23 protein-coding genes and 8 pseudogenes are annotated in these 21,646 nt (G+C 54.3%); 13 read left to right on the top strand and 18 right to left on the bottom strand.

Annotation, left to right across the window (positions count from 1 at the left end; all coding sequences use genetic code 11):
- The 3 genes from PGX04_RS00165 to PGX04_RS00155 form a co-directional block, all read right to left on the bottom strand.
- On the bottom strand, nt 1–792 hold a 792-nt coding region (locus tag PGX04_RS00165), incomplete at its 3' end, for a DUF6884 domain-containing protein (RefSeq protein WP_273736666.1).
- Nucleotides 793–797: 5 nt separating this feature from the next.
- Nucleotides 798–938: a DUF8012 family protein gene (locus PGX04_RS00160; RefSeq protein WP_273736665.1), complete on the bottom strand. Its 141-nt coding sequence runs from the start codon at nt 936–938 to the stop codon at nt 798–800.
- Between the two features lie 75 nt (nt 939–1,013).
- Nucleotides 1,014–1,481, bottom strand: a complete 468-nt coding sequence (locus tag PGX04_RS00155; protein ID WP_273736664.1) for a hypothetical protein — start codon at nt 1,479–1,481, stop codon at nt 1,014–1,016.
- Nucleotides 1,482–1,952: 471 nt separating this feature from the next.
- Between PGX04_RS00155 and PGX04_RS00150 the strand changes: the two genes are divergently transcribed.
- The 4 genes from PGX04_RS00150 (at nt 1,953) to PGX04_RS00135 (ending at nt 4,206) form a co-directional block, all read left to right on the top strand.
- The gene (locus PGX04_RS00150) at nt 1,953–3,164 is read left to right on the top strand and encodes an MFS transporter (protein ID WP_273736663.1); all 1,212 of its coding nucleotides are present in this window, start codon (nt 1,953–1,955) and stop codon (nt 3,162–3,164) included.
- 223 nt (nt 3,165–3,387) lie between these two features.
- On the top strand, nt 3,388–3,633 hold the full coding sequence (locus tag PGX04_RS00145; RefSeq protein WP_273736662.1) for a PDDEXK family nuclease: 246 nt from the start codon (nt 3,388–3,390) through the stop codon (nt 3,631–3,633).
- Nucleotides 3,633–3,830 (top strand): hypothetical protein, encoded by a 198-nt coding sequence (locus PGX04_RS00140; RefSeq protein WP_273736661.1) that lies wholly within the window; start codon nt 3,633–3,635, stop codon nt 3,828–3,830. Before PGX04_RS00145 ends, PGX04_RS00140 begins: the two co-directional genes overlap by 1 nt.
- A gap of 88 nt (nt 3,831–3,918) precedes the next feature.
- A complete protein-coding gene (locus tag PGX04_RS00135) occupies nt 3,919–4,206 on the top strand; it encodes a PadR family transcriptional regulator (protein WP_273736660.1) in 288 nt (95 codons plus the stop codon).
- Nucleotides 4,207–4,250: 44 nt separating this feature from the next.
- Here the strand turns inward: PGX04_RS00135 and PGX04_RS00130 are convergent, their stop codons facing one another.
- Nucleotides 4,251–4,700 carry a Cdc6/Cdc18 family protein gene (locus tag PGX04_RS00130; RefSeq protein WP_273736681.1) on the bottom strand — a complete coding sequence of 150 codons (450 nt, stop codon included), beginning with the start codon at nt 4,698–4,700 and terminating at the stop codon, nt 4,251–4,253.
- Between the two features lie 244 nt (nt 4,701–4,944).
- Between PGX04_RS00130 and PGX04_RS34950 the strand changes: the two are divergent.
- Together PGX04_RS34950 and PGX04_RS00125 are read left to right on the top strand one after the other, a co-directional pair.
- Nucleotides 4,945–5,121, top strand: a pseudogene (locus tag PGX04_RS34950) (PD-(D/E)XK family putative nuclease); the annotation flags it as partial.
- Nucleotides 5,122–5,234: 113 nt separating this feature from the next.
- Entirely contained in the window at nt 5,235–5,528 is a 294-nt protein-coding gene (locus PGX04_RS00125) for a HalOD1 output domain-containing protein (RefSeq protein ID WP_273736659.1), read from the top strand.
- A gap of 34 nt (nt 5,529–5,562) precedes the next feature.
- Here PGX04_RS00125 and PGX04_RS00120 read toward each other — a convergent pair.
- The 4 genes and pseudogenes from PGX04_RS00120 to tnpC all read right to left on the bottom strand — a co-directional run bounded on the left by PGX04_RS00120 (nt 5,563) and on the right by tnpC (nt 9,574).
- Nucleotides 5,563–5,799 (bottom strand): annotated as a pseudogene (locus PGX04_RS00120) (DUF7692 domain-containing protein).
- A pseudogene (locus tag PGX04_RS00115) lies at nt 5,774–5,983 on the bottom strand (ISH3 family transposase); the annotation flags it as partial. The pseudogenes PGX04_RS00115 and PGX04_RS00120, both read right to left, overlap by 26 nt.
- A 64-nt stretch (nt 5,984–6,047) precedes the next feature.
- Nucleotides 6,048–7,871, bottom strand: a complete 1,824-nt coding sequence (locus PGX04_RS00110) for a DUF4365 domain-containing protein (RefSeq protein ID WP_273736658.1) — start codon at nt 7,869–7,871, stop codon at nt 6,048–6,050.
- A gap of 218 nt (nt 7,872–8,089) precedes the next feature.
- Complete coding sequence (tnpC, locus tag PGX04_RS00105; protein ID WP_273736657.1) at nt 8,090–9,574, bottom strand: IS66 family transposase; 1,485 nt, start codon at nt 9,572–9,574, stop codon at nt 8,090–8,092.
- Nucleotides 9,575–9,770: 196 nt separating this feature from the next.
- On the opposite strand from tnpC, the gene PGX04_RS00100 reads away from it, so the two are divergent.
- Nucleotides 9,771–10,571 carry a DUF5677 domain-containing protein gene (locus PGX04_RS00100; protein ID WP_273736680.1) on the top strand — a complete coding sequence of 267 codons (801 nt, stop codon included), beginning with the start codon at nt 9,771–9,773 and terminating at the stop codon, nt 10,569–10,571.
- A gap of 41 nt (nt 10,572–10,612) precedes the next feature.
- On the opposite strand, the pseudogene PGX04_RS00095 reads toward PGX04_RS00100, so the two are convergent.
- Both PGX04_RS00095 and PGX04_RS00090 read right to left on the bottom strand, forming a co-directional pair.
- A pseudogene (locus tag PGX04_RS00095) lies at nt 10,613–10,786 on the bottom strand (integrase core domain-containing protein); the annotation flags it as partial.
- A 338-nt stretch (nt 10,787–11,124) separates the two neighbouring features.
- Complete coding sequence (locus PGX04_RS00090; protein ID WP_273736656.1) at nt 11,125–11,403, bottom strand: MarR family transcriptional regulator; 279 nt, start codon at nt 11,401–11,403, stop codon at nt 11,125–11,127.
- 168 nt (nt 11,404–11,571) lie between these two features.
- Here PGX04_RS00090 and PGX04_RS00085 point away from each other — a divergent pair, with 168 nt between their 5' ends.
- From PGX04_RS00085 to PGX04_RS00070, 4 genes are all read left to right on the top strand, one after another.
- A complete protein-coding gene (locus PGX04_RS00085; protein ID WP_273736655.1) occupies nt 11,572–11,874 on the top strand; it encodes a hypothetical protein in 303 nt (100 codons plus the stop codon).
- Nucleotides 11,871–12,239, top strand: coding sequence for a DUF8112 family protein (locus PGX04_RS00080; protein WP_273736654.1), 369 nt, complete (start codon nt 11,871–11,873; stop codon nt 12,237–12,239). Before PGX04_RS00085 ends, PGX04_RS00080 begins: the two co-directional genes overlap by 4 nt.
- Nucleotides 12,240–12,530: 291 nt before the next feature.
- Complete coding sequence (locus PGX04_RS00075; protein WP_273736653.1) at nt 12,531–14,942, top strand: helix-turn-helix domain-containing protein; 2,412 nt, start codon at nt 12,531–12,533, stop codon at nt 14,940–14,942.
- Between the two features lie 4 nt (nt 14,943–14,946).
- Entirely contained in the window at nt 14,947–15,264 is a 318-nt protein-coding gene (locus PGX04_RS00070) for a hypothetical protein (protein ID WP_273736652.1), read from the top strand.
- Nucleotides 15,265–15,758: 494 nt separating this feature from the next.
- Here PGX04_RS00070 and PGX04_RS00065 read toward each other — a convergent pair whose 3' ends face one another.
- The 3 genes and pseudogenes from PGX04_RS00065 to PGX04_RS00055 all read right to left on the bottom strand — a co-directional run bounded on the left by PGX04_RS00065 (nt 15,759) and on the right by PGX04_RS00055 (nt 18,230).
- Nucleotides 15,759–16,961, bottom strand: coding sequence for an IS4 family transposase (locus tag PGX04_RS00065; protein WP_273736651.1), 1,203 nt, complete (start codon nt 16,959–16,961; stop codon nt 15,759–15,761).
- Between the two features lie 709 nt (nt 16,962–17,670).
- Nucleotides 17,671–17,773 (bottom strand): annotated as a pseudogene (locus tag PGX04_RS00060) (IS5/IS1182 family transposase); the annotation flags it as partial.
- 277 nt (nt 17,774–18,050) lie between these two features.
- Complete coding sequence (locus tag PGX04_RS00055; RefSeq protein ID WP_273736650.1) at nt 18,051–18,230, bottom strand: hypothetical protein; 180 nt, start codon at nt 18,228–18,230, stop codon at nt 18,051–18,053.
- 408 nt (nt 18,231–18,638) lie between these two features.
- On the opposite strand from PGX04_RS00055, the pseudogene PGX04_RS00050 reads away from it, so the two are divergent.
- Nucleotides 18,639–18,749 (top strand): annotated as a pseudogene (locus PGX04_RS00050) (Lrp/AsnC family transcriptional regulator); the annotation flags it as partial.
- A 50-nt stretch (nt 18,750–18,799) separates the two neighbouring features.
- On the opposite strand, the gene PGX04_RS00045 reads toward PGX04_RS00050, so the two are convergent.
- From PGX04_RS00045 to PGX04_RS00035, 3 genes and pseudogenes are all read right to left on the bottom strand, one after another.
- Complete coding sequence (locus tag PGX04_RS00045) at nt 18,800–19,105, bottom strand: hypothetical protein (RefSeq protein ID WP_273736649.1); 306 nt, start codon at nt 19,103–19,105, stop codon at nt 18,800–18,802.
- A 92-nt stretch (nt 19,106–19,197) separates the two neighbouring features.
- Complete coding sequence (locus tag PGX04_RS00040) at nt 19,198–19,473, bottom strand: PadR family transcriptional regulator (protein WP_273736648.1); 276 nt, start codon at nt 19,471–19,473, stop codon at nt 19,198–19,200.
- Between the two features lie 158 nt (nt 19,474–19,631).
- Nucleotides 19,632–20,195 (bottom strand): annotated as a pseudogene (locus PGX04_RS00035) (IS6 family transposase); the annotation flags it as partial.
- Nucleotides 20,196–20,244: 49 nt separating this feature from the next.
- Between PGX04_RS00035 and PGX04_RS00030 the strand changes: the two are divergent.
- Nucleotides 20,245–20,553, top strand: a pseudogene (locus PGX04_RS00030) (hypothetical protein); the annotation flags it as partial.
- A 92-nt stretch (nt 20,554–20,645) separates the two neighbouring features.
- Here PGX04_RS00030 and PGX04_RS00025 read toward each other — a convergent pair.
- Both PGX04_RS00025 and PGX04_RS00020 read right to left on the bottom strand, forming a co-directional pair.
- Nucleotides 20,646–21,152: a PIN domain-containing protein gene (locus PGX04_RS00025; protein ID WP_273736646.1), complete on the bottom strand. Its 507-nt coding sequence runs from the start codon at nt 21,150–21,152 to the stop codon at nt 20,646–20,648.
- Nucleotides 21,149–21,517 (bottom strand): UPF0175 family protein, encoded by a 369-nt coding sequence (locus PGX04_RS00020; RefSeq protein WP_273736645.1) that lies wholly within the window; start codon nt 21,515–21,517, stop codon nt 21,149–21,151. Before PGX04_RS00020 ends, PGX04_RS00025 begins: the two co-directional genes overlap by 4 nt.
- Nucleotides 21,518–21,646: the final 129 nt, after the last annotated feature.

Here is a 21,646-nt window from a genome sequence, read left to right as displayed (position 1 = left end):
CCGATCGAACACACCCCGCTCCTCGAGCGGGTCACGATAGTTTCTCCCGAGGAGGATCTCGAGCGATACATCTCGTGGATCGACCCCGCCCGCGGCTGCTCGAAGCCAACGGGTCAGCCCTTCGTAGACGCTCAGTGCCCACTGGTCGAGGAACGTGTTGACATCCTCCCCGTTCGGAAGCCGTTCACTCGAGTGGACCGGGATCCCTTCGAGGTCCCCCGGCGTTCGCTCGTAGGACGCGATCTCCTCGTCAAATCGAAGAAGCGCATGCTGTGCCGAGATGATCCGCCGATCGTCGCCGATCATCTGGCCGTACTCGCGTTTGCACGACCAGTACGCGCCCCGGTAGAGGTCTGCTGCCGGAACAGGGTCATCGACCTCGTACTTCGAGCCCGAGCAACCAACCGCAACGAGCGTCTGCGGCTCGCGGTCCCGGTACTCTTCGATCGCGTCCCGGACGGTGTAGCAGTATCCCATCCCCCACCCGACGCCACCAACATCGGCACGACCGCGGTCGATGTTCTCGACCGCTCGCTTCACGTCGACGAGATCTTCACACTCTGATACCAGCCGAGCGGGCATACAGCCGGGGACATGGATGTCCGCGAGGAGGTCCATGAGCAGTCGGTACAACGGGCGGTCCTCGGCAGCGACGACGGTCGCATCGCGAACGCCGTGAACCCAGTGGCTCGACACGGAGAGGCCGCCACCAGGGAGCTCGTGCTCGCGAGGACGTGGAAGGTGAGGATCCTCGCGGTCAGTCCCACCCGCGAGTTGTGCACCGTCGCTCACTCCAATCAAACCTCCACCTCGTCAAGAAGTGCGATTGCTTTGGTAACCTTCTCTCGATCGTCGTCGCTCAACTGCTCCTTGTCGATGTTTCTGAGGTTGCTCCACGCACGCCACAGCAGGTATCCGGGGATGTCTTCGTCGTCCATCTGTTTTCTCCCTCTACCCCTCTGAAAGGGGTCGAACAACGCCACCGGCTGTACACTCGTTGTAGGGCTCTCGGCTCAGAGGATCGGCTTCGGACCCCGCGACGAGAGGACGACCTCGCCGTTCTCTCGCTCGTCTTCCGCCACCAGGTCGTATTGTTCCTCGAGATCGCTACAGACGGTTGCTGCGACCTCGAGTGCTTCCTCAAGCGTTGAGACTTCAGTTTCGATCGATCCCCAGTCTGGATTCATGTTCGGATAGACGGCCACTTGGTACGTGCCGCCGAAGCGATCACGCCAGCTCAAGGATGGCTGGTACGACATCGTGGGTGCGATCGTCACCTCCATCGGCGTCGAGAACGTCGCCTTGTCGATCTCCTCGACGATGAACCGAACCAACGAGAGGACACACTGCTGTCGGCCCAGCGCCCACGGACGGACGTTCCCCTGCTCACAATCCCATGCCGGGAATCGCTCCTCGATGCTTACCGACGTCTCGAGTGCCTGTGTGGTCGCTGATCGACTGATCAATTCGTGTATCGACATCTTACAAACCCTCTACCCCTCTCCGGGGACGAACAACACCACCGGGCGGATGCATTGGTGTGTAGTTCCTGCTCGTCAATTGGCCATGAACCGTGTCGCTGGTCTCACTCACAGTCCGAACAGAACGAGGTCGGCACCTCAGATCGTGGCTGTGTCGCAAGCCCCTGTCGAGACCAGACCGTCTGTCCCACAGCTGTCGCACCTAGTGGTCTGTCAACCGTGGATCAATGAACAGAGAACCCACAGTTCAAACTGATATAATTTGAAAATTTCCCAGAGGGCATGCTAGAGACAAAGCGCGAATGTAGCACAAAATTCAGGACGATTTGTGAAGGTGGTGATCGTTCAGTATAGTTGTTCTACTTGCCGGCATCATATTCACTCCTTGGAAGAGACAAAGACCCGGAGAGATAGGTGGTGAAGACCAGTTACTATGGTATTTAGAAGAATGTTCTACTCCCACAGCACATAATGGATGTTCGAACGATTCTTCGACAGGAGGTACAAGGTCTCTGGGGCGATGGAAAAGGGATCTCACTTGCTGCGGTCGCTATTGCATGGGGTTTGCTTAATGGAGCACGGATGGTCTATCCAGTTATTATTCCCTATCTGCAGACCAATTTTGGCCTGAGTCTAACGGTTGCTGGCTCATTAGTGTCTGTTCTGTGGTTCTTTGCAGCGATTGGTCAGTTACCAGGTGGTGTGCTCGCTGACCGATACAATGAACGCTCACTTATGATCGTGAGTACGGCTATTGTGGCAGTAGCACTCGGCCTTGTTATTACCTCTTCTTCCCCAATTATCTTGTTTGCTGCAACGGCAATTTGGGGATTAGGTCATTCGCTGTATCCAATCGCGAGAATCACGTTCCTCTCAAATCTTTACTCTGGGCGGCTTGGAAGCGCTCTTGGTGTGACAATGGCAACAGGCGATATCGGCCAGACAGTGCTTCCGCCGGTTGCAACTGTCCTCGCAGCAGCGATCGCGTGGCAAATTGGTCTTGGGTTCATAGTGCCGGCTCTTGTATTAGCTGGAGTTGCCATCTTTGCTACGTCCCGTACTCAGCGTTCGAGGAAGCGGTCAACCAGTGCCCAATCAATACGGGATACGTTAGATGTAGTTACGGAACTTCGGAACCCGACAATGGGCTTTATGACTGGCATTTTGTTTCTCTATATGTTTATCTGGCAGTCATTTACGACGTTCTATCCAACATATCTTACAAGTATAAAAGGAGTGTCTTCGTCAGTAGCAGGAATCTTATTTGGCTTCTTTTTTGCTGTTGGTGTCGTTGTGAAGCCGGTTGCAGGAGCAGCGTATGATCGGATTGGCATGCGTCAATCACTCATTGGTATTCTTACGCCGGCAGTCGCAGGATTCTTCTTCCTTCCTCTAATTGACAACATCTGGTTCCTCGTTGGAGTCACAGCGCTGATAAGTACCATGCTAGGGACAGGGGCAGTCACACAATCATTCCTTGCAGATGCATTCTCCGACGAAATGCAAGGCACAGGCCTCGGCGTTGTGCGGACGATCACAGCAGCACTTGCTGCTGCTGGACCCGTTCTCTTTGGCGTGATCGCTGATTCCGGATACTTTAATGAAGGATATGTTGCATTAGCCGTAATTATGGCAGTTGTTGTCGGTCTCACATTTTGGATGCCTGAAACAGAATACGTGTAATAGTCTGCACAGAGGTGTATGGAATATAATGTGCGAATGTGGTATAATATTCTATAGTAACATCATAGCGCTCAGTTCGCAACTGTATTGAGCGTGCATTTCACGCTAAAATACATATGAAGAATAGGATTTCAACAGAGCCACTTTTCAGAAAGAGATACTATATTCCTAACCTAGTTTTATGCCTGTTCGTTATACTGTCTACCATACGTCAACTGCTGACATGACGGTTGCAGAGGCGGTCCACGAAGCATGTTCGCCGAGTGACTTCGAGGCGTTAGTTGCAACGCTGTACGAAAATGAGGGGTTCGAAACCCGCGTCAAGCCACGCGGGACCAGGGAGACAGCACGATTTTGTGAACGAGCGACGGCAGCGAAGGATACGGCGGTTGAGGCCGGCGAATCGGCGAGTGAAACCGCCGATAAGTCGAAGGACAAGGCCTCGAGCGTCACGGACAAACTCTGCTAATGACGAGTGACGAGCCCGACGCACTGTCAATCCTGGCCGCTCTCACTGGGTATCCTCGAGAGAGATTCGAATACACGGGCAAGATACGCGACCGCTCGAGGATGGATCCAACGCCGATCGTCGACTGGGAACAGGAGGGTGCGTGGGACGATCTCGACGCGAGCGAGCTAGAAGACGATCCAGACGATGAAAACTGACAAATCCGGCATCGTCTAAATATCCTACCAGAGCCGCTCCCCATCCTGCTTTCGGCACTCTTATATTTTGATAGAACACAGAACAAATATGTACGATTTAACGGGATTCCAGCGTGACCTGCTGTACACGATCGCCGGCCAGGACGAACCACACGGCCTCGCGATCAAGGACGAACTCGAGCAGTACTACGAGAAGGAGATCAATCACGGCCATCTGTATCCAAATCTGGATGAACTCGTCGACAAGGGCCTCGTCGAGAAAGGCGAAGCTGATCGACGGACGAACATCTACACGCTCACTCGGCGCGGTCGCCGCGAGATCGAGGCGCGTTGGGACTGGGAAGACCAGTACGTGGGCGAGCTACTATCAGAGTAGTAGACGATCGACCAATGGGCTAACAGACAGCTCTTAACCCACGTCTAGACCATAATTCCGAGTTCTTTCAACGCGATCTCCCGATCCTCGTAGACGGGTTCGTACTCCGACCCGGATTTCACCATCAACTCATAGCGCTCGAGTTTCGGGAGCCACCCACGCAGCGTTCGATCGTAGACTGGGTTGGCCGCGCGCTCACAATATGCTTCATACACTCTACTGCTTGTCGCCGGATGGGTATCCGCCATGACCTCGAGTACGAGTCGCTGGTCACGAGACAGATCCGAGAGGCGGGAGCGAATCATGGCCTGGTCCGCGTCGGGCTTCGAGTCGTCGCTCACAGCCCACGTGACTCGGTCAGCCGAGCCGTTTGCGGTATTCTGGACGCTGTGATAGAGCAACGCGATCGCGTCGCGAGCATCTAAATCCGAACATCGGGCAATGTATTCGAGCTCGCTGCCACTGATCACGCCGGGTTCGACGCCGACGCTCACGCGTTTTCTCGAGAATCGGGCGACCGAACACGCGGGGAAAGCGACGCTCACGCTGCGAGAGGGCCGAAATCGGGACTATCTCGAGGGACTGACGGCGTTGATTGATGGCGTGGCCGGCGGCGGGGTTCGGCTTTCGAAGCAAGATATCGTCGTGTCGGCGGATGCGGTGCGGAGTCTACGGTTCGGTAGTAGGTGGTGTTTCTCACGCGCGTGGTCTACAGGCCCGTCTATCGATCTGTTCTCGAGGCGGCACGACGGCTGGTACTGTTTCGTCGTCTCCCGGCCACATGGACGATCGGGCTGCACAATCCTACGTGACAAAATGGTCCGCTCGAGCGAGTTCCCACTGCTCCGGTGGCACGGTGGCAGCGATCATTGCGGGACCGAGCAAGCGAAAGTGTCGAGTGGCACTATCTGCTGAATAAGTGATTCTCTTCCACCGTAATCAGTCATTTCCCTCCTCCTCAGAATATGTCATGAAAACCGATCATAAGCCGTTGTCTGACGTGCGTCATTAGAGGAACGTCTGGTTTTATGTATTGGTTCCTGACAACGGAGGTTGTGCAACCCACTCAATCACTCAGTCTGAAGATCGTAGACAAAGTCGCCGAACGTGAAGGAGTCCAACCGGAAGATCTCAACCCACCGATCCACAACGCAATCAACACGGACGCACTTGACTCACTCTATGAAGCACGCGACTCCGAGAGGAATCCGTCCACAATCGAATTCGTCTACAACGGCTACACGGTGACTGTCGATAGTACAGGCGACGTGGACCTCGAGAATCGTGTCGCGGCTCTCGACCCTGAGAAAACCGCAGTGTGACCCGCTCTGAGCCCCGGGGCTAAAATTTGGTCTCTTAGTAGTCGGTCTCAACGACTGTCTCAGGAGTGACTTCGAAAGCCACAGCTCGAGTCGAAAGCGTCTCGGCGATCTCTCAGCGCTGCTCGAGTGTGAGCTCGTCGCCCTCGAGGACTTGGCGGGAGGCCTAGACGAACGTCGGAACGTCATCGCAGGCACTCACCACTGCTTTCGTCTTGTTGCAGTCGTAGCAGTCAGCTGCACGTTCGGTAAGGTGAATCGTTGCTGTTCTCACAAAGCTCCGAAACCGAGGTCCCGTTGGCGCACGCGCCGACGAGGACCTCATAGATGTCTTCTGCGTCGACCTCAGCATTCTTGCCGAGGTCAAGATCAACTTCCTCGTCAAGAGAGTTGACAAGGAAGTTAAGGAGCTGGCCTTCGTGGATTTCACCGTCTGCTTGCTGCTGGTGTTTGGACACATCTTCAGCAAGCAGACGACTCAACTAACCGGCTTTGTGAAGTACTGATCTTAGATAAAAGGGGTCAAACATCATCGAAATACTCCTCATCAAGATCAGACATAATCCGGCTATAAACCTCGGACATTACGGGAGGCTCTCTTAAAAGCTCACTTAGACTACTTTCTCTAAAAATCATCTTCTCATATTTCTCTCCCTCAAAATTCACAAATGAACTCTGATCATTAAAATCTATAACAAAGCCATCATCAGGATCCTTCCTGCAGAAATGCAGTGAAACATCCTCAGACTCACCACCCGACATATCCCTCAACCAGTACTGATAATAAACCGGTCCAACCTCCTCAGGTCTTCCCTCAGCATCCAACTCCACCACAATATCAGTAACACCCTGGAAATCATCAAACACACCTTCCATATCCGGGAAACTCGCCGCAGAAACCTTCCTATACGCCTCAACCAAATTCCTCATATAAGCCTTCACGTAATCTTCAAAAGCCTCAGAAGAATACTCACTCCAAATATAATCATGGTCATCCATATCCAAGTCCTCAATCGGATAAGGTCGCTCCACCGTCTCAACACCACGTCTCCGCAAAGCATCTAGAGCTTCCTCAAAAACCCTTTCCGACATATCATAAGCACGGTAACGATATTTGAAACCAAGACTCTCATCCGAATCAAGCCGAGACTCAACCTCCTCATGGATACGAGGCCGATCCTCCAAAGAAATCCGCATAAGAAGATCCGACGGAAACTGATTTCTAATCAAACTACCTGCAATATCTATATCCTCATCAACCCAATCTAACGCAGTATCTATCCACACATGGAGATAAGTATCAAAACTATACTCCAATTCTTCCAAAGTATAGCTCTCTCGTTCATCTAAATCCAGCATTCTATACAGCTCATCGACAAACGCAAAAACAATTTCTCTGCAAATGAATTCGCTATTAGTGTGCCGCAGAACATGCTTAGAAATTATATCCTCAGTAACACTCTCTATATGACGTAAAGCATTCTCCTCAAGATTATAAACGAAATTATCGTGTTCACGGCGGCTCACCAGAGACAAATCGTATTTCTCAAATAGCGAACCTTTCTCAGGGAATTCTAAATCCTTGATTTGAACATCGTTTTCAGTCTGTTTAATGGGATAAAGACCATATTTCACCGAATCATCAGAATAATCAAGATTAGCAAAACCAAATTTCCATAAACCGGGGTACAACCTTTCCCGTATGATAGAGAACTTTCCGTCGATATACCCGTTGTACTCATCCAAGAACCTGTGGATAGTCTCGAACTCCGGCCTTGACTCCCCGAGAGCAGGGGTAGCAATCTCCTTCAACCGCTCGAATTCATCGTAATTCCTGATGCGGCGTTTGTTATCTTCCGAAATCTCCTTCCAGTCACTGACGTACTGCGTAGAAGAACCGTCCAAGATATTCTCCTCAGGAAAGTGCACAACCTTCGATTGCTTACTGCCGAGATCGAGGGCGTCAACCCACTCAGGGGAAAAATGCTTCCAGTACGCGACCTCATTAACAGTATCTACACCAATAAGTAGAAATGGAGAGCTGATCACGCGGCTGTACTCAAAGTACTTCCGCGGACATTGAAACTTCGGCGGATCAAGATCGCTGTCATTCAGTTTCTTCACCTGGATTAGTAAGAGACCGACCGGTACTCCATCCTCGTTCACAACCTCTATCGATCCATCACGGTTCGGTAATTTGTCCAAGGTTTGGAACTCGAGTTTTGCATGATTCCTATCAATCACCGAATTCAGAACATCTCCTGTGTCGGCTTCATCAACGTCCGTATCAGGGTATCTGGCCGGCCCAAACTCCTCCGAACCATCCTCCGAGCTGTCATCGTTCATTTTCCAAACCAGTCCTACACAAGGACAGACAGGGTATCATATTAAAAGGGGATGCTGACAGTTCCTAAACACGCATAATGAACCCTCTCGAAATCCTTTATCAAGCAACATCAGCTGGAGGATCACTACTAGCAGAGAGTTCAAAGCTCGATCCAATGGACTCACTCGGATACAACCGTAGGCAAGAAGAAAAATTCAAAGGTAGTTGGATAGCGTGACTATAATTCACTACTCGGTGATGCCTCTCTCCCTGAGCTGAGTTCTTCTCCACCGAGGATAGACTGGAGTTGTTCGGGCGGATCTAGTCCTCGCCGTTTCCACGTGGCCAACATGGTCGTGATCGTCTCGTGAATCTGGACCCCTTCGGCTGAGCGGAGGGTCCGGAACATCTTCCGAAGCACAACTTGCTCGCGCAGAGCGCGCTCTGCGCGATTATTCGTCGAATCGACGTCTGGCTCTGTAACGAACGTTAGCCAGTGCCCTAACCCGTTCCTGATCTTCTCGATCAGCTTCTTGACCTCCTGTGCCTCGTAGTCTTCTCTGATCAGCCCTTCCAGATGTAACGACGCCTCCGCCCGCTTCTGCTCGCGGGCGGAGGCGGACGGATCCTCCTCGTCGAACGCCGTTAAATCGTCGTGGAGAGCGTGTAACTCCGCAGACAACCTCTCTGCTTCCTCGTACCGCTCAGCAACGTACTCCGCCTCCCGCGACAGATGTGCCCAACACCGCTGGAGCTTCGTGTGATAGCTCGGATACGCTGACCAACCGTCACAGCTGAGCGTCGAGTCCTCGGCGAAGTCCTCGCCGAGGACGTCCTCTAACACCTGGCTTCCACGACTCTCATCAACCCAGAACAGCACTTCTTCGTCAGTAACGAACGTCCACGCCCAGTGTTGCTCTCCGTCAACAGGAAAGCCCGTTTCATCGCAGTAGACGACGTCACTTTCCTGAATACGGGCTTTGACATCGTCATATGCGGGTCGCAGCCGGTCTGCGACCCGCTTGGTCAGGTTGTAGATCGTCCGGTGAGTGATGGGTGTATCGAGTTCCCAGTCAAACAGCTCTGCCTGTTTGCGGTTCGGCAGTCGCTGATGGAATCTGCCGAGGGCGGTTTGGGCCATGATATTTGGCCCAAACCGCCCGGTTTCCGGGCAGTCAGGATGTTCAGCAACGACTTCGTTTCCACAGGAACAGCGGTGTTTGCCGAGTTCGTACTCAACGACAGTGGTTGGAATAGGGAGGGGGATGTCGATAATCGTCCGTGAGACGTAACTGTCCGGGTTAGAGAGGATTTGCTCACAGTCTGGGCAATATCCCTGATCGACTCGAATAGTCTCCTCTGGTTCCGGAGGCGGTCGAGTTGTTCCTTCGTGACCTTCGTCACGTCCTGGAGAGGAGTCGCTGGCGGCGTCAGCGTCGCCGCCAGCGTCGTCCCCTTGGTCTTCGTTCTCTTCCTCGTCGCTGTCATCGTTGCCAGGTGATCCAGCCGCACCACCCTGCTTACTGGGTGGTGTGTTTGGGTTTTCGTACCGCTTGAGGCGAGTCTCAAGTACCTCTATCTGCTGTTGCTGTGCAGCGAGTTGGCGATGGAGAAGACGGTTCTCGAGCTTTTGAATTACGAGTTGCTGGCGGAGATGCGTACTGTCCTCGGTGCGGATCGCGGAATCTATCGATTCCGGCGATCCGCCAATCCCCAGCGACACACTTGGTTCACCATTGAGAGACCATTCATGAGACTGCTACGAAATCGGTCTGACGGCAAATCGCTATCCAACTACATTCAAAGAAAGAAATTACCAACAATGGAAAAGTGGCATCGACCTACTCGAACAATTCATCAATACTAACCAGGAATCCGCAGAAATCTTCATCAAAAAATACACCGAATAACACAGCGATATCGACGAAGATCACCAATTCCAAGCACTAACCCTTCTACACGCAAGGTCTATTCAAACCAGCAACGAAATCCTAGCCCAGATCAAACACGGGTACACAGACGGAGCATACGCACGCTGGCGCAATCTCTACGAAACAGCAGCCACTGCACTATTTATCAAAGATCATCCCGACACAGGAGAGCGATTTCTCGACTACCGCGCAATAGAAGACTACTATCGAGCCCAAACACAACAAGAATACAAGGATACACTACATATCGAAGGATTCTCCGACGAAGAAATGCAGATCCTCGAAGACATCCGAGAAAAGATGAGAGACAAATACGGCAAATCCTTCGATGACGGTGGATACGGCTACGGGTGGGCGAACAACCACTTCGACCGCGCAACCTTCCTGCAAATCGCTGAAGAAACCGAACTCGATCACTTAAAGCCATACTACGAGCTTACCCACAAACTCATTCACTCCGGATCCACCAGCGCCACCTACAGCATGGGTCTCATCCAAGACATCAATTCAGACACAGATCAAGACATGATCCAAAAGTACCGGTTGCTATCCACACCTTCCAGCTACGGATTCACAGACGCAGCTCAGAACACCGCTATCTCACTAGCACAAACCACAACCGCATTACTCAACCTCGAGCCCACACCACTAAGATTGGTTAAGATGCAAGGGATCCAACACTTGATCGACGACATCCAACGAGAATTCCTCAACACGCAAAAAGAAATAGAAAAGAAGGCGAAAAGTAGCAAGGGTGAAAGCATTTTAGAGCACACTAAGCCGCTATAACTACTCACTCACATAATAGCAAATAAGCTGGATGGCACTGTCTAGTTCTGAACCTCCTCAACTGGTGTTTTTCCGTCGAGAGCTTGATGCGGTCTTTGCTGATTGTAGTAATGTACAAACTGTTCAAGCCACTCGCGGACGCTCGCCCGACTGCCCACCCACGAGGTATGGAAGCGGTCAATGCGCATTTTGAGGGTATGAAACCACTTTTCGATCTGTCCTGTTTCGAGCTGATAAAGTCACCGAGCAACCGACCAACAGAATTCGTCGGAAGAATGCACCTATGCTTGAATAGTACACTATTCTCAAGGAAATAGCCGAGAGAGAGCGTTCACGAAGATGGATCGATTTCCAGCGAAGAGTACGACAGTGTGTCTGTCGAGGATAACGGATGGGTTCGTTGCTGGAACGATGATGATGATGATAGTTCCTCAGTCCGCTATCCACCGCATCGAGTTCTGCGAATCGAACAGTAGAGTCCGCTAACCGTTCTCCGTCAAGTATCGCCACCAGCCACTCGAGCTCGAATGGCCATTCGAGGCGGGAGGTCTGATCAGCTCCCATCAGGATCGTCTTCCCGAGGGTCTTCTACAAATCGGTAAAGACCGCGGTAGGGTTTCGAGACCCATCCGGCACCGAGCAGCCCCTCGAGTTCTCGGCTGACGTACTGTTTGCGGAGGTCCGTTTCCTCGGTGAATCGCTTGACGGTCGCATAGCCCCACGGTTCGCCAGAGTCGCGCCCTTCCGTGAGGACAGATAGCAACTTCTCCTGGCGCTCCGACGGCTCGAAGTTCTCGTTGACCATATCGGATTGAACTATGTGTTGTACCATCCCCTTTATGATACATCCACTGTCACGATAGTTTTTTCGATAGTTGATTTATTGGGTGTTACAACGTAACATCTAAGTACCCAGCGGTTGGACTGTAGAGTAAGCACTGATCGGTTGTAAAAGCCGACCGGCGCGCCAACGCCGGCCGAAGTGCTGTAGGAACCAGCGATGTCAATTCAACCACGAACCGCCGAAACAGTTTCGGCTCGCAGTCGCACTGACCACCGACCAGACTACATCCTCGTCGGCGTCGACACCGAGGACGCACACCACGTCTACCGCACCACAGACGAAACCGTCCACGTCATCCACAACGCCGAGCGCACCTACCGCTACGACCTCGAGAGTGTCGACCAGGGCATCAATGACTGGATCGAGTACGTGAAAGCCGAACGAGGCTTCACAACCCAGCACCTCTACTCGAGTCTCAGGAACTCATTCCTCGACGCACTCGAAGGTGACAACCAATGAAGGTCGTCACCACCCCTACGCAACTCCTCGAGGGGTTCCCGGTCGGTCCCCACGGCACCACCATGTGCCAACACTGCGGATACACCTTCCACGAAGGCGACCGCGCGACCGTCCTTGCCGCCCGTCCAGCCGACACCGACTGCTGGGCGATCCATCGACCCTACTGCGTGGCCTGCAGTCCCGACACCATCACCCAGCCGACGCTTGGCTGTACGGAACTCTTAGCCCAGTGCCGACTCGGCACCCGCGCTGATCTGGCCACCCAGCAAACTCGACTGATCGTTCTCGAGCCCGAGATCCAGGACTCGAGTCCACCCACTAACAGGGCCGCCGAACCCAGGGCGATCCCCGTCCCACAGCGGTGAGCCCCTAACACGCACTTGCGCCGACAGCCGGTGAGCCACTGCGCTCGGCTGTCCGCACTCTCTGCACTCGCTTCCAGGACTCGATGGCACGCCACTCCAGTCGCCAGTCAGCACGCCCGTCGCTCACACTCGAGGTGAGTTCACCGTGACCGACACGGGACTCACACCGACACAGCAGCCACCGCTGTCCCCACAGGCCAGCCTCGAGATCGACACCGATCCTGTCTCGGAGCTGTGGGAACAGCTATTCACCCATCAGTCGATCAGAGATCTGTTCATCCGTGCCGTCCGATGGTTCTCGCCGATGGCTGGACTGTCCCCGAGTGTTATGACGTGCTCGAGGAGCAGAGCGTCCCCTACTGGTTACGTTCTCGAGTGCTCGAGGTTGCCCGCGGGAACCGTCGCGACGCGTGGCGACTCGCCGCCGATCTCGTGCCAAAGCTCGGGCAGGGCCATGCGAGTCTCGAGGACCTGTTCGCGACCGCCCAATTCTTCGCCGACCACCTTCCTGACGACCACCCACCGACGCTCGCGGTCACGATCGACCGCGCGTTCGAGGACGCCCCACGGCGCAAACGGGAGTCGATCTGTCGATTGCTCGCCATCCTCGCAACGGGCTTCGATGTCCGTGTCATCGCAACCGGACGGACCCAGCACTGGCTCGCCCAGCATCACCGCGAAGATCTGCCCGGCGTGAGCGAGTGGCGAGAGACACACTACCCAACTGGGGACCGCGTCGACGACGCCCTCGAGGCGCTGGATCCGGACGGCCGCAAGGTTGAACTCCTCCGGCAGCTCGCGGATGAACCCGCCCAGACGCTCTCTCGGCACGCGTTGCGGGCGATGCACGACGTCGACCGCAGTCGGATCTCCCAGCTCTTGGTCTCCGAGGAGAACTCGCTCACTGAGCTTGGACTGGTCGCAGAGTTTGGACCCGCCGATGATCGGACTGTCGAGTTGCTCGAGGCTGGCCGGCAGCTACTCGAGCAGCTGGACGCCCAAATCGGCCGTCAACAGGAACTGTCGGAGGCCGTGAGCGACACCGGAACATCCTCCCAACAGTGCCGTGTAACCCCGCGCACACGAGGGGAGGGGGATGACGGCAGCGAGGACAGCAACCCCTACCGGACGGCCTACCTCGACCGTCCAGGGCATGCCGCCGCCGCTGGCTGTGGAGAGAACGGCGGGATCACCCTTGTTGAGGCCCCGTTCGAGGACCAAACGGACAGCCCTGACCATACTCGATACGTGAGTTTCGACGGTGATCGCAAGGAAGCCGTCGTTGCAGTTCGAGCGAGTGGGCCCCTGCAGTATGTGGTGAGTCTCGCGACAGCGTTAGCCTCGCCGCGATTGCTCAATCGAGCGTTCACCGACAACCGTCTCGAGTCGTTGGAGGATCCGCCGGCAATCTTGCGAGACGCTCGTTGTATCGGCGCCCTTTCCGATGAAGTACTCGAGGATCCCAAGACACTCCGTGAAGCGTTCATCGAGTGGGGGACCGACCTCGAGTCGCTGACGGCGAAACTCGCAGCCGGCGACTATGAGGATCGCAACCGTTTCCGCGGTTCGATTATGCGCTCCGCTCACGGGCTTGCTGGCTCGATCGTGCACTTGTTCGACGCTCTCGGGATCGACGTCACTCGAGAACTCCGAGTGCCGGCTGGGCTCGATACCGACGCGCTGAACGACCTCGCGACCTCAATCAGCATTTCGACGGCAATTCAGTCGACATACGGTACGTTCGCCTGCTATCGGCAGCTCTTCGAGTCTCGAGAGGAGAAGCGACAGACGGCACTCTCACCGACCGTCGATGCCGACGATCCACTGGGAACGCTCACTGGCTCTGTCGTCGTTCGCGGAGAGGATAGCCACCGACTCCGCCCCAAGCTTGAGCAATCGCTCAAGACGCCAGCAACGGTCGCTGATGACGCTCCCGAATTTGCTGTCCGCGTCTCCCTCTCGATGGTCGATCGGACGGCCTACGCGATGGCTGCGACGCGGATCCTGCAGCCCAAGAACCTCCGACCAACTCGAGAAATTGTCTCACTTCTCCAAGCACTCGTTGGCTCGCCGTACGCTGCTGCTCGAGCACTCCAGCAACTCGCCACCGAAGACGAGAGTCGAGAGCTCCGACCGGACGAACTCCGCTATGCGTTGGGAACGCTCGACTCCGAGACGTTGCTCTCTGATCTGCCACCGACGGTCGGCCGGATCGTTCAGACGTTGTTGACAGCCGACAGTCGTCTCTCACAGCGAGAACTCGCCGACCGAGCAGACGTATCAACACGAGCGATTCGAAACTATCGAGATCGGCTCGAGGCACTTGATCTCATCTGCATCGACGAGCACGGCTATCGACTGGCGCTGTCCTTCCAAACACCCGCTGAGCGGCGTACTCCCGTCGTTCCCAACTTCTCCGGAAACGATCAGTCGCTGCTCGACGCGGCCGATGCACTCCTCGAGATGATATTACCACCAGAGCGATATGGCGATCCTGATGATCCACTCGGCAGTGTGCTGTTTTGGCCACCGGATCCCTATCGGCTACTCGAACATCCAACAGTCGGCGCATGGCTCGGTGTGGCGGCTGCTTTCGAGGGGACAGCACAACCCGGGGATGGACAGATAGTGATAATTGGACCACAGATCAAGCAAGAGCCATTGACTGGCAGTGGAACTATTAGGAAGGAACAGCCACGATAGATCAATGGATGATAGTTTAGACGTCTCACAACAATACACTTTTTCGCCTCCAATCGATCTCCTCTCGGCTTTAGAATCCCTAAATATCCAGTATTTAGATGTCACTGAGACGCGTACTCTCGTTATCTTCAAGACAGCGATCCTCAGTCTCGAGAGCAACGAGGGAACCCTCACAACTCTCAGTGGTGCCGAGATTACGGTCTATGAACTGCCTCGTCACACCACTACTGATGATCCAGAGAATGAGGCGAGCTCAGTCATTGAGAAGTTCATTGATCAGATTACCTCGGCTGAGATGACGACAGCCTCGCGTCACGAATGACAGTCCTCGACGGGAAAGCTGTCGTACTGACCGACGATCCACTGGACCTGTAGCGTGACACCCGGTGTCTATCCATCCGAAACTACGATCGTCTCCCACTACTGGTCTCTTGCTGGCTCCAGAATGCCTGAGTTAGTTGGCGTACAACGCTGACCACAGTCTCTTTTCTACCTCTGCAAGTAGGGTAGTGATGACAAATTCTGCCGATTATTTGTACCATGATCGCGTTAACTGGTAACACTACCCAAAGATCTACGGATGAGTACGACCTATATTGAGTCTGTCCTGTTTCGACTTGATAAGACTACTGAGCGATCGACGACACGAGAGGCTGTGATTCATCAGATCACGAAGCGGTCAATGCTGAAGGAACCTGCTGCAGATGTACTCAACCAGCCGTAATTCTCTAGGTTCAGTTTCAATTATGCGTGACTCTCCTCCTCTGGAGAGTGCCGCCGCTCCTGCGGCGGCGCTCTCATGGAGTCTTGAGTGAGTCACCCGTACACGGGAAGCGACTGATTCCAGCGTGTACGGATGAGACGGATCGCTTCCGGCACGCCACCCCGAAGGGGGTGGCAGTGCCGGAACCATTCGATCAGGACGTAACCAATCAATGTACAGAACAACTCGAACAACACGCCGTTCACCGATTGTGAGTGGAAATTCTCGATGTTCGTATACTGCTTCAACTCTCGGAACAGAATCTCGATCAATGTCCGAAGCGTGTAGATATTCATCACATCTATGGGATCGTAATTTGCAGAAGAGAGTGTTGTTAGATACGCTATCTCCTCTCCGTCCACGTCCTCAAACAGGATCCGTCGAAACGCTTCGCCGGTCTCGGCGAGTTCAATCAGCTCGTCACGTACGTGGCGCGTTCCTGCTTCGTCAGTAATGTCGATGTCCTGGATTCGCTCCAGGACATCGACCCGAGAATCTGATTGCAACAAACACACGAAGGCCTTTTCCCGCTCTTTCAACGCACAGAAGCGGTTATAATCGAGATAGCCACGATCGAACACGTGAATCGGCGAGTCGAGGTCTGCGAAGACCTCGACGTCGTCTTGGAGATGATCGAACTGGGTTGGTTCACGTGTCTCACCCGCTGTGACGGACACGCCAAGAGGCTGCTTGGCGTGTCCGTCCACACGTGCAGCGAGATTGAATTTGAGGCCCCGGTTACCTGGTTTAATCTCGTCAATGACCTCGTCATCATCAAGCTCACTCGGAATAGTAACTGATCTAGTGAGAGCTAGATTTGTTCCATCGATAGCGACGACTGCTCGATCGAGCCATTCCAACCGCTTGCGCTGGACACTACGCTGGTGATACAGCTGCGGTGAATGAAGTAGCTCAAAGAGGACACGAACGACCGCGCGATAGTCGCGGTCGTTCGTATGCCGGGAGAACGTCGAAGCAGCCATTTCTTCCAGTTGCTTATGCGTGGCCGTCTTCTCGGCCAGTTCAGCGAGTGAGTCAGACGGGTGAATCCCTTCGAAGACACCGATCTTGAGATGATTCTCAAAGTCGTGCTTGGCAGTGTACCTGCCGATCTCGAATTGGTCGGCGATGAACTCGCTGTCGACTTCGTCGAGCAGCGAGTAAAATTCGCTCGCGGTCGTTGGTGACTGACTGTACTCCTCGGATAGGGTCTGACGCGAAGAACGCTGTGTCCGAGAATGAACTGCTTCTGTCATCGTCTCTCTCAATCTAACGGGCTGAGATCGGATTTAAGTACTCGAAATGGCACAGTATTGAGTGAGGGCTCATGGGGCTCGTTCAAAACGTGGTCCGGTGGTGCAACCTCAACCACGGGGTCGGGAAACAGATGTTGGACCAGGGTGCCGAACTGCTCTCCTGCCCCCACTGCCACGAGGAGACACCCATCTTCAGGTCGAGTTACGATTCGTTAGGGAATCCACTCTCGTTTAGCGTTTGCCTCTGGTGCGACGGACTGGTCGAATACAGCGACGGTGTCAGCCAGCCGCATGCCCCGTATGCGACTGGGCGGGATTTGCAGGGAGATTGCCCAAAATCTTAGCCTTCGCCATGGACAACTTTTCGGACCAGTATGTTTTCCGGACGATCTTGATTCGGTAGTCGAAACTATTTACCCCTTCTCGTGGCGCTGTTCATCGCGTTTGTCCTTGAGATTCTGCTTCCGCTGCACAAACCGGCCCCGACACCTCCCCAATTGCTCGTACAGTTCGGCAACCTCCTCTTCCTCCCGTCGCTGCCGCTCTCCACGGCTTCACCCATTTGGCCGTGCCCGGCGCTTTACCGGCCGCAACGCCTTCCTGATCCGATTACGCTCTTCCGAGCGTGTCATAGAATGACGGCAGACCACCAGCCGGTGGAGTGTACAGAATGCGACGGTGAGATGCTCACTCTCAGCAAACCACAGGAGTGATCCGCCGCCACCTTTCGGGGCGGCGGATTCGTCTCCATCGCCAGTAACGTTTTGAGCAATCAGCACAACTGCCCCAACGAAGCGGGAGATTTGGGACATGAACAACTGAAGTCTCCCGCTTCAAGACCTTCGATTTAGCGACCCATTCTGCCGCCGTCTAGTGATTCAACACAGCCGTTTCAACACAGTTGGAATCGGAGCAAGATTGAAATAGGACAGGACGAGCATATTCACTGTCGCGTTCTCCTGCGCGACACGATCCAATCACCACCGAACCCCATTGGACCTTCTCTCTATTCCGCCCGGCGGCATCCCCCTGTGCCTATCCGGGCGGCCTTTTGAGGTCCTCTCGAGGCGATTAAACGCTGAGCGAGAGCTATCCAATCTTGAGGTCGTCGACGGCCTCGGCAGGCCCGCCGTCGTGATCGATGAGGTGATCGGCGGTCAGCTGCCAGGCGTACTCGGCGAGTTCGGGATCGCCGTCTTCGTAGTGGACTGAGAACTCGGTTAGTGCGACGGCAATTAGGAGATCTTTCTGTTGAGTGGTGAGAGGCATCGCCGACGTTGGCTGCGGCCCCCCGTCTAAACTCACGCATCGCAGAAACGCCAGCCAGAGGCCAGCGTTGAGCCCCCATCCCCTTTGTGACGTATCACAGGGGTTGGTCCGAGATCGGTGTGTTTGACAAGTTGGCTACAACCTTTGACATCACGCTGGTCCGATCTTGGAAGGCGAGGTACTGATGTCTCGGAATGGACTGGTTGTGGGTAAACGACCTGGTCCTTTCCCCTCGCCATCATCATCTTGAGTCCGTTTTCCAATAACTCTATTGGCTGTATGGGTAGGTGATAACGATGTTACCAGAGGGCGAACGTTAGAGAGTTCAATCCCGTCGAGACGGACCTTCAGTTCTAATTCTTCAGTCACCTGTTCGACTTCCGATTCCGAATACGAGTGTTGGCTTGTATCAAAGCCCTGATCACAGATCCAGACATCAACCAGTCAAATACGAGTCTCGTTCTCAACGCTGTCGCTGAAGACGACCAGTTCAAGCTCGAAACCAACAATAACAGCTGATCCACGACCGTGATTGTAGAAAGTTCGTGAACCGAGATCGCATTGCCGGTCTAGCTGTTGTTCTTCCGGACGGGGACGTTGTAATCGATGTGGACTTCCGGTGTGCTCGGTGATTCAGATGCTGGAGTTCCGTTCCAATCGAGAACATGGACATTCGCTAGTTCCCCAGAAAACTGGAACCGATGGACGCCGGTTTCGATCGTCCCCTCGACAGCATGTTCCGAGACCACTGTAGTCTCCTTGAGCGAGTCAGTCTCAACTGGTTCGATATCGCCATCGACGCTAATTTCGTAGTTGGATGGCACTCCACGACCGATTACTGTAACGATATTTGTCATCGTTGTCTCACTTGGCATACAGTGGGAGACTCAACTTTGCCAGTATAAGCCTTCTCGTTGGCAAAACGGTCGGAATTTCCAACGCTCTCGAACGAATGAATATGGATACACTACAACTCGACGTGCTGATCTTCCCACTCTCGTCTCTCCTGGATCGCTTGCTCCCCTGCGTCGCTGATCGCGTAATAGTTCGTCCGCCGGTCGAGTTCCCCCTTCTCGACCAACTCCTTGTTGACAAGCGTGTCGAGGTTTGGGTACAGCCGGCCGTGATTGATCTCGCTCTCATAGTACTCCTCTATCTCATCCTTGACACCTTGGCCGGACGGGCGGTCGGCGCCTGTGATCACGTACAAGAGGTCTCGTTGGAAGCCGGTGAGGTCATCCATCTCACGTGAGTATTCAACGATGCTGCATTTGACTTCTTTTCACAGAGAATTGTATGTTTTCACCCTGTGAAGGTAGAATGTTGTGCCTTGTTGATCATATTATCACACTCAATCAAACGCCGAAAACTGTAGCGGAGGCCGGTTCGAGAGTGTCATCGACCGATCCACATGACGCTCTTTTCACCGAATCTGAAGCGAACTATCCGTTCACCGATCAAGTTTCGGTCGATGTAGTCGAGGTGACCGCGCAGATCGCACCGCGCGAGCGCGGTCAAGTAGCCCATGCCATCGACGAGAAACGTCGTCTCAGAGAAGTCGTGTTTCTCGGCCAGCTGGCCGAGAAATTCGGCGGCCGGGTCGGTGCCACGTCGCTCAGAAACGACTGCACCGAGCAGGAGTTTCGTCTCGATATCGATCGCAGCGTACAGCCAGTGCTGCTCGGTGCTGATCTTCACCGCTGTTTCGTCGACTGCGACCCGCGACGGCGAAGCCGTCGGCGGGTCGGGTGCGGTCTCCGCAGTGCGGTGAACCCACTGCCAGACCGCCTGGTGTGAGCGGGAGACGCCGAACTGCTCTAGCGCGGCGGCCGTCTCACGAAGCGAAATTCCCGTCGAGTGAAGCCGTACCGCGAGTGCTCTGAGGGCGCTCGCGGTGCTCTCGTCGTCCCAACACTCAAGCGGATTCGGTTCCAGAGAAACCGTGAACAGTTCTTGGGCGGCCATAGCATCCGTCTCTAAGAACTGTTCGCTCTTTGGCTAGACAGCGCCCTATGGCGAGTTCTATCTCATAGGCGAGGGATATGGAACCCAAGCAGAAGTGCTGGACAACATCGCTGCCGATCATCTCTTGCGAATCTCGAATGCATCGCGTATCGAAGAATACCTGCTTGATGTGCTGAAGCAAGGAGAGAACGCAAGTGAGGGCGAGTATAACGCGACAGACGCTGACATTGAATGCTGGATTCACGTCGACGTCTCCTACCAGAGATACGCCTTCGGTGTAGGCGATAGAGTTGTCGAGTTTACCGGCGAACCGACCAAAAGCGAAATCGACTCGACTGTCACGCAGCTCCAGTCATAGACCGATCAATCGCTTACGGATCGAAGTGGTAGATGTAGGCATGGTTAGCCTTCCCAGCGGGCATCAGGCGTTTCGAACTCCGAGCAAGCCCGTCATCGATATTCCGAGATCGTACGATACGGGACATAGTACCCAATTTCATCGATCCATGTCGACAGCCACTCGTCAGCAGTCGTTTCATCGATCTTCCCAGCATCGATTGCAGCCAACAGAACCCCAACCGACCCGACAACGGTCACGCCCTGTTCTTTCGCAAACGATCGGGCATCCCCGTCGTCGGTTAGCAGTCGGCCGTCGTGTGCGTCAGCGAGGGCGAACGCCTGTGCTTCACCAGGATCGAGATGACTACTGACGACTGCCTCTCTGTTTGCGACCGTGTCCGAAATCGTTGCGACTGGAATCTCGTCTTCGAGTGTATCGAGTGCTGACTGGAGATACGGATGATCATCAACGCCGTTTTCGAGTTCCTCGCGAACGACTGGAACCGCGCAGATTCCAGAGAGCCCTGCAACCACCCACAGCTGGTCGACATACGCAAAGTTCGAGAGGACAGTTGTGTTCAGGACGCTCGGGTTCGCTGAAATATTCTCACCTGTCATTTCGCACGTGACTCCTCGTCGTCCGAGTCTTCATCACCGAATTCGAGTTCACTCGCTGCCTCTATCTCATAGGCCGTATCTTCCTCATCAGCTAGCCCAAGCCGGAGTTCGACGCCGTGCTCGCGGAGGATATCACGCATTGTCCAGCGGTCGACATCAGCGAGTCTCGCAGCATCACCGAGCGTGATCCGCTCTCGTTCGTAGAGGGCAACCGCAGCTGCAATACGCTCGTTTTCATGGTCCTCGAAATATTCACGCACGAACTCTCGCAGCGCATCGCTCTTGCCACCAAATACACCAGCCTCGACAGCACCTTCAATGAGGAGGTTGAGGTCGTCTGGATACGACCCGGTGATTCGTGCCATCGTTCTATTTCAGACTACGTCCTCATACTATTTATGAACTGCGCCAGAATGCTGTATGCATTGATAGTGTTTAAGGAAAATATTTACCGATAAACGTAGTAGAGTCGGTAATGGGTCGACTCGACGAGA

It is taken from the genome of Natrinema soli (assembly GCF_028618695.1).
The sequence above is the reverse complement of the archived record's forward strand: the minus strand, read 5'-3'. Positions and strand labels throughout refer to the sequence as shown.